The 6,256-nt window shown below is 55.0% G+C and carries 8 protein-coding genes; 1 reads left to right on the forward strand and 7 read right to left on the reverse strand.

Going from position 1 to position 6,256, the window contains the following annotated elements; all coding sequences use genetic code 11:
• Window positions 1-48 precede the first annotated feature (48 nt).
• From ACOVRA_RS04565 to ACOVRA_RS04580, 4 genes are all read right to left on the reverse strand, one after another.
• On the reverse strand, window positions 49-426 hold the full coding sequence (locus ACOVRA_RS04565; RefSeq protein ID WP_421719267.1) for a VOC family protein: 378 nt from the start codon (window positions 424-426) through the stop codon (window positions 49-51).
• A gap of 129 nt (window positions 427-555) precedes the next feature.
• The gene (locus ACOVRA_RS04570; RefSeq protein WP_421719268.1) at window positions 556-954 is read right to left on the reverse strand and encodes a hypothetical protein; all 399 of its coding nucleotides are present in this window, start codon (window positions 952-954) and stop codon (window positions 556-558) included.
• A gap of 210 nt (window positions 955-1,164) precedes the next feature.
• Complete coding sequence (gene trhA, locus ACOVRA_RS04575) at window positions 1,165-1,821, reverse strand: PAQR family membrane homeostasis protein TrhA (protein ID WP_421719269.1); 657 nt, start codon at window positions 1,819-1,821, stop codon at window positions 1,165-1,167.
• 56 nt (window positions 1,822-1,877) lie between these two features.
• On the reverse strand, window positions 1,878-2,159 hold the full coding sequence (locus tag ACOVRA_RS04580) for a succinate dehydrogenase assembly factor 2 (protein ID WP_290801870.1): 282 nt from the start codon (window positions 2,157-2,159) through the stop codon (window positions 1,878-1,880).
• 153 nt (window positions 2,160-2,312) lie between these two features.
• Between ACOVRA_RS04580 and ACOVRA_RS04585 the strand changes: the two genes are divergently transcribed.
• On the forward strand, window positions 2,313-3,113 hold the full coding sequence (locus tag ACOVRA_RS04585; protein WP_421719270.1) for an SDR family oxidoreductase: 801 nt from the start codon (window positions 2,313-2,315) through the stop codon (window positions 3,111-3,113).
• A 77-nt stretch (window positions 3,114-3,190) separates the two neighbouring features.
• Here the strand turns inward: ACOVRA_RS04585 and ACOVRA_RS04590 are convergent, their stop codons facing one another.
• The 3 genes from ACOVRA_RS04590 to ACOVRA_RS04600 all read right to left on the reverse strand — a co-directional run bounded on the left by ACOVRA_RS04590 (window position 3,191) and on the right by ACOVRA_RS04600 (window position 5,928).
• Window positions 3,191-3,778, reverse strand: coding sequence for a cell wall hydrolase (locus tag ACOVRA_RS04590; protein ID WP_367117147.1), 588 nt, complete (start codon window positions 3,776-3,778; stop codon window positions 3,191-3,193).
• A 269-nt stretch (window positions 3,779-4,047) separates the two neighbouring features.
• Window positions 4,048-4,839 carry a DUF1330 domain-containing protein gene (locus ACOVRA_RS04595; RefSeq protein ID WP_421719271.1) on the reverse strand — a complete coding sequence of 264 codons (792 nt, stop codon included), beginning with the start codon at window positions 4,837-4,839 and terminating at the stop codon, window positions 4,048-4,050.
• 195 nt (window positions 4,840-5,034) lie between these two features.
• Window positions 5,035-5,928 (reverse strand): carbonic anhydrase, encoded by an 894-nt coding sequence (locus ACOVRA_RS04600; RefSeq protein ID WP_421719272.1) that lies wholly within the window; start codon window positions 5,926-5,928, stop codon window positions 5,035-5,037.
• Window positions 5,929-6,256: the final 328 nt, after the last annotated feature.

Below are 6,256 nucleotides of genomic sequence, written 5' to 3' on the forward strand. Positions count from 1 at the left end.
CCTGCCCCCTTGGCGAGGGCAGGACTTCAGTAGCCGCCGATTCAGTCTCTACATTTGGGTGGAGTAATAGACCGCCAGTTTGTTGCCATCCAAATCGCGGAAATAGGCAAAATCGCCAAAAGCGCCGCGCGGGCCTGGCTGGCCTTCGCACGAACCACCCAATTCCAGCGCTTTGGCGTGCATGGCTGCGACTTGCTCTTTCTGATCCACTTGGATGGCGATCATCGTGCCATTGCCAAAAGTGGCTGCTGCACCGTCATGGGGCTTGGTGACCATCAACATCGCCCCTTCGGGCAAACGGTAGATCAAGCCAGCAGAGGTTGGCATCAAAGGCTTGCCACCAATTTCGCCCAGAAGCGTGGTGTAAAAGCCTGTCGCTTTATCAAAATCATTGGTTCCGATGCTGAGATAGCCGATTTTCGCCATGGTGTTCTCTCCCTGTTATGGGCGAAACTTGTGCGGCGCTTGGCAGAGGGCGTCAAGCGGGCGGACCAAACAAATCGGGCTGCGGACGCGGTCCGTCCACAGCCCTTTGTTCCAGAGATTTTGCCAGAATTATTTCAAAATGAGCTCTTGTAGCTCCATCGAGCCCCTTTGCTCCCGCATTTTGCGGCGCGCGGCAGAAGCGGCCTGAGAGCTTCGATCGGTCTGGGCCATAAACTCGTTCAGTTTCTTGCCGACTGCGTCTTTTTGCGCGTTGGTTGCATAGTCCTTGTATTCAATTAGCAAAACCAAACTTGGTTCACCCTCGCGGGCATTGTTGATTGCCAAAACACGATAACTGAGAACGACGCCCTCTTTCTTCAAAAATTCATTGGATTTTTTCCAGCGGTCCGAAAGATAGTCCATATAATTTTCAAATTCGCCGGGCATCACCTTGATATAGCTAAGTTCAAAAACGGAGCCCGGCTTATAGCTCGACTCTTGCGCCATGGCGGGTGCCGCTGCACCCATAGTCATAGCCATGGCCAAAGCTGCCCCCGCAGCCAAACGCGTGATCATTTTCATGTCGTTTCTCCAATCAACCTGTGCATCAGGGCTCTCTATGAGCGCGGCCATCTAAATGCAGGGGAGAAACGGGTTTCAAGGGGAGATCAAAAATGTTTTTACCTGTCGGAAACATTTTTGCAGGGAGGGACGTCTCGTCTGCGCTAAACGGGCAGTTTAATTGGCCCCGACAAGCACGACCCCTACCAAGATCGCCGCATAATGCAGGCCCGCTGCGGCCACAACATGGCCGTGCCATATCGCGCGGCGGAACTTAAGACCCTTTGCCGCGTAGAAGATCGTACCAACCGAATAGACAACACCACCAGCCGCCAACAGCCACATGGCCACAGCAGGAACTTCTTCAATCATCGGCTTAATGGCAATGACGACCATCCAGCCGAGAGCCAGATAGAGGACAACCCAAATGGCTTTGCCAAGGCCGGGCAAAAACATCTTGCCCGCTATGCCAAGGGCAGCCAAAGCCCAGACAGCCGTCGTCATGCCGATGGACCAAGCCCCAGTTAGAGCTTGCGTGGTGAAAGGCGTATAGCTGGCGGCAATCATCAAAAAGATGCCCGCATGGTCTAAGCGGCGTAAAAACGGCTGCCAGCTGGGTTTGGCAAAATTATAGGCCAGGGAGAAAGCCAGCATGGCGATCAAGCCCAAGGCATAGATGGAAACCGCCGCGACTTTGCCCAGCATCCCGTTGCTGACGGCAAGACCTAAAGCCAAACCACCGCCAAACAAGGCCAAGGTCAATCCCGCGAGATGGACGATTAAGTCCGCCCGCCGGGCCCAAACACTTGGATAATGGTCAAGATCAGCTATCATAGCTCGACTATACAGAAGTTTGTGTCATTCGTAAGGGCGCGAAGCCCTCTCGCCCGTCAACTTGTCCGACGAATGGTTTCAACCGTGAAGCTCATCGCTTGCAATTTTTCCATCACAGGACCCTGAAATTTCTCTGGAACCGGCACTTGGCCGACGATCCAATAATAGACATCCCAATCGGCTTGATCGAGAAGCGCTTCAAAAAGATCGAGATCTTCTGAACTGCAGTTTGCCAAATGCTGGTCGGCAAATGTGCCCATCAAGAAATCATGCTCGCGAAAGCCGCGCCGCCAAGCGCGATAGCGCAATTGCTTGATCCACGTATCGCGGTCTTCCATGACGTCTCTCCTGTCTAGCGCCATCATATAGCGCGCCAATCGCATTCCAGCATACTTGACCGCAGTGCATTTGTGCCGTTCGGTAGGGTTTCTGCAGGTCCTATCGAGTTGCGCCGCCCATTGACGCACCAGACCATCTAGCGGGGAATGAAAATGAGTGAAGCACGCGGCCGGAAAACGATTTTTATAACCGGAGCCGGATCAGGCATTGGCCGGGCCACCGCCCATCATTTTGCGCAACGCGGCTGGTATTGCGGGCTTTATGACGTCAATGCCGCGGGCATTGCGGAAACCGCGGCAGATATGCCAGTTGATTCGTACTGCACGGGCGTCTTTGACGTGCGCGACCGCCATGGGTGGAGCAATGCTGTAAGCCAGTTTGGCGATGCGACGGGCGGGCGAATGCATGTGTTGTTCAACAATGCCGGGATCGGCAAGCACGGCTGGTATGAAGATGTGGCACACGATGACGCCGACCTGGTGGTGGATGTGAATCTCAAAGGAGTGATGAACGGAATCTATGCCGCCCTGCCGCTTCTGGAAACCACGCCCGGTGCCCGCGTCATTAATACCGCTTCCACAGCTGGACTCGTTGGCTCCCCTCGCCTTGCCGTCTATTCGGCGACCAAGTTTGCCGTGCGCGGCTTGAGTGAGGCCTTAGACGTTGAATTCTCGCGCAAGAATATTCGCGTCATTGCCCTGTGCCCTTGGTTTGTCGACACCCCCATCCTCGATATGGTTGAAAAGGCAGGGTCAAACTCGAAAGAGCGGCCTGCCATGAATGGCATTGAAATTTACCCAGTCGAAATGGCCGCTGCGCGCACTTGGGATGCGGTACATGGGGAAGATGTCATCGTCAAAGTCGGCAAAGCGGCAGACCGCGCGCATTTCTTCAGCCGCTTTTTGCCCAAATATCTCGCCAAGCAAATGCGCAAGACCGTCCTGAACAGCTAATCGAAAAGCAAAATGCCCTCGCCGGAGACAGCGAGGGCATCTGATAGGTTGGAAGTCAAAATGGACTTCGTTTGATTTTACCGCACGATCTGGCGGTAGAAGACATGGCCCCCGATGCTTGTAACGCGGCGATAGACGCGCGCCCAGCTGGGGTCAACAAATGTCGCGTGAAAGTGGGTCGCACCGGGTGCTACACCGGGTCTCCACCCATCAACGACACGTTCTGCGATCTCATTGGCGCGTTGCCATTGTAGACCGCTTGGGGCACGCCTAGCGCTGCATGCCCAAGAAAATTGGCAACTCCGTCCTGAACGTTGGTAAACAACGCCACAGAAACTCTTTGGATATGCCTTTGAAGCCACCCGCGTTGCAACCACTTCAGCTACTGCTTCTTGGCCGCGACGGGGCTCACCCTTCGCTTCATAATACACTGCCTCAGCCAGACACCGTATCTGACGCGCACGGTCGAGCTCGGCCGTGTTGCGCTTCGATTGCGGAGTACCCTGGGATTGGGTCGTGGTTATGTCGGCATCAACCTGGGCATCTTCCACCACAGGTTCTGCATGAGCGATCGTGCTGAGGCATACGATCAAACACACAGTCCCTAGGACGGTCGCTGCATCACGCACGAAGGTCCTAGAGAGGCCGGTCTGTCCCGACTTCATGAGTGCCTTTTAGCCCGCCGAACCCCATTTCGCAAACGCAGCAACGCAGTCGCAACCTGTAACTTTCGCTAAATTGGGGAAAAACAGACAAATTAAGTTAAGGGTTTTAGGCGCTTACGCCAGCGTTGCAATTCCGCATAGGGGGGTTGTCAGCGCGCTTTTCAGCTCGTTTTACCCCCTTCCCGTGGATAATTGGGTGACGAAAAGAACCCAAAAATTGCTGCCAAAAACGCCTGAATACGACCTTATTTTACCCCAAATGATTCGCTTTATTTGGGCGCGACGCCAGTCGGATTTGGGTTTACCGCGGTGGGGGCTTGGTTGCGTGGAACGCCATTTACCGCCGCCACGGCACTTATCCCGGCCATAGCGCGCAGGTGTTTGGCTTCTGCGGCATCGCCACTTGCCAGATAGGCGTCGCGCGCAGCAAGGCTGGGCCAAGCTGCGACTACGAAACGGTCAAAAACAGTATCACCTTCCATCGGCGTAAATTGCCCAATGCTGGGTGTATTGACCAATTGCCCGCCAGAGCTTTTGACCCCGTCGATCAGGCTCGCTGCCGCGCGCGCAGATGCATCTTGGTCGGCAGGCCCTTTTCCGGTACTCCCCGTCATCACGATCAAAAAGCCTGACCCTGCCCCTTCAAACGGCGTAGGGCCTGCACCTTCAATCGCCACCACGCTGAACACGCCGGCATTGTCGCGCTTACGAATGGCAGCCCGATAGGCGTCGCCCCACCAGAAGGCATCGGCACCGGCGCGCGTCGGAAATTTGGCAAAGATCAACGAGCGATCTGTCCAAGGTCCCTCTAGCCAAGTGACACCCCGCCCCGGTGCCCCAATGGCGAGATAATAGCCATCAAGACTTGCATATATCGCTGGCAATTCTGCGGCATAGCTTGCGATCTTGGCGCGATCTGTGGTCTTGCCGACAACAACTAGATAGCCGGGATTGGGGGTTGTTTGGGCAGCGGTCACGGTGGGGACAAGGCTGGTTAGTATACTGATCGCCAAAGCCAGCAAGCCTGCCACGCGGGTGAAAGCACCTGTCTTCTGCGTCATCTCAACCAATCCTCTCTGCGGCATAGACCTAGTCATAGCCTTTAGAAGCGAATGGTATACTCTTTTGTGAGTTTGGGAAGGTTGGGGATAGCGGTAAGCAGTGTTTAGACGGGGTTTGGTGAAACATTGGTTCCACAAAAATCGGCCAAGCGTGAAAATGCCTGTTCCCCGTGCGGCGGCTAAGCGGCTCTTACCTTAATCCCGCAGCACGTAGCGGCGATTGACTGGCTGGATCGGTCTTGCATTCATCGGGAAAAGCGCTTGGAAGGCTTCCACATCCTTTTGCGAGACCAAGATTGGTGTCGACAGAACAGTCCATAAAACCGTTTCAGAACAAGGAGGTGTGGTCAGTGAGCCTTGATAACGATAAACGCCATCAATAGGGGCGATCATGCCGCGTTGCTCAATCATGCCGACGCTGGCCGTGCCTTCTTCCTTAGGGGCCTTTTCCATAATGGTAGAGAACAAAGGATTCTCGCCACCGGGCATCATCAAGACACCAATAACCGCTAGCCGGCCTTCGGCATTCTTATGCACGAAATGGACTTCCATCGGATAATTGCGCCCGTCAATCGTGTGCTCAGACGGGGTATGGAAGTGGAATTGAATGAGGTCAAAGCGCTCGCCATCAATGGTCGCATAGCCGCCGTCCTTGCCTTCAACTTGGATGGTATGGCCGTTATTGAGCACGTTCCATTCAGCGGGCTTCCAATGCAGGGCGATGTTGGAAACCTCCGCATCAACCCCGCCGGTGAGATCGATGGGGGATTGTTCTTGGCCAGAAGCGCAAGCCTTATTGGCCTCAGCCATCTTGCCCCAATTCTCAGGACCATTCGTGCCCTCATAATCCCAATGGGCACCATCTTTGCCAGGAATCAATTGCGACAGAATGGACGTTTTCTCCCCCTCGGGGGCCGCGTGGGCTTCTGCCGTTTCGTGGGCTGCGGGCGCTGCGTGGGCATCGGCGGCATCATGCTTGGCTTCAGCCGCCGCATGGGGCGCTTCACCGCTCATTAAGGCTTTAGCCGTGCCAATGCCGATAATGGCCACCAAGGCTACAATTCCAACACCTGCCAACACACGCTTCATGGTCACACCCTTCGCTCTGTTCGGCACTATGCTTAACCATAAGGCATTAAGCCTTTCTCACTTTTGTGTGAGGGGGTGTGGGACCTTGGATGTGGCCGACCGATATCGCAGAAGGCTTTGGAGCGCGGAAGCGCTTTGGCGAAACGGAGATTGCATCAGAAAGGATCCACATGGGCATGCCCCTCTTCTTATGGGAGAGGGGAGCTTTGGTAGTGAGAGTTCCCCAGCCAAAAAAAGGCCCCGGATTGCTCCGGGGCCTTTCTAGATAAGAGCGGTTCAGCGACCTTATTCGGTGCCGAGGTCGACGACGTCCATGCCAGCCACTTCG

The organism is Aquidulcibacter sp. (assembly GCF_049239865.1).
GTDB lineage: Bacteria > Pseudomonadota > Alphaproteobacteria > Caulobacterales > Aquidulcibacteraceae > Aquidulcibacter.

Coding starts and splice junctions, on each gene's coding strand:
- ACOVRA_RS04565 (WP_421719267.1), bottom strand. CDS start 426: ATGGCGAAAATCGGCTATCTCAGCATCGGAACCAATGATTTTGATAAA.
- ACOVRA_RS04570 (WP_421719268.1), bottom strand. CDS start 954: ATGGGTGCAGCGGCACCCGCCATGGCGCAAGAGTCGAGCTATAAGCCG.
- trhA (WP_421719269.1), bottom strand. CDS start 1,821: ATGATAGCTGATCTTGACCATTATCCAAGTGTTTGGGCCCGGCGGGCG.
- ACOVRA_RS04580 (WP_290801870.1), bottom strand. CDS start 2,159: ATGGAAGACCGCGATACGTGGATCAAGCAATTGCGCTATCGCGCTTGG.
- ACOVRA_RS04585 (WP_421719270.1), top strand. CDS start 2,313: ATGAGTGAAGCACGCGGCCGGAAAACGATTTTTATAACCGGAGCCGGA.
- ACOVRA_RS04590 (WP_367117147.1), bottom strand. CDS start 3,778: ATGAAGTCGGGACAGACCGGCCTCTCTAGGACCTTCGTGCGTGATGCA.
- ACOVRA_RS04595 (WP_421719271.1), bottom strand. CDS start 4,839: ATGACGCAGAAGACAGGTGCTTTCACCCGCGTGGCAGGCTTGCTGGCT.
- ACOVRA_RS04600 (WP_421719272.1), bottom strand. CDS start 5,928: ATGAAGCGTGTGTTGGCAGGTGTTGGAATTGTAGCCTTGGTGGCCATT.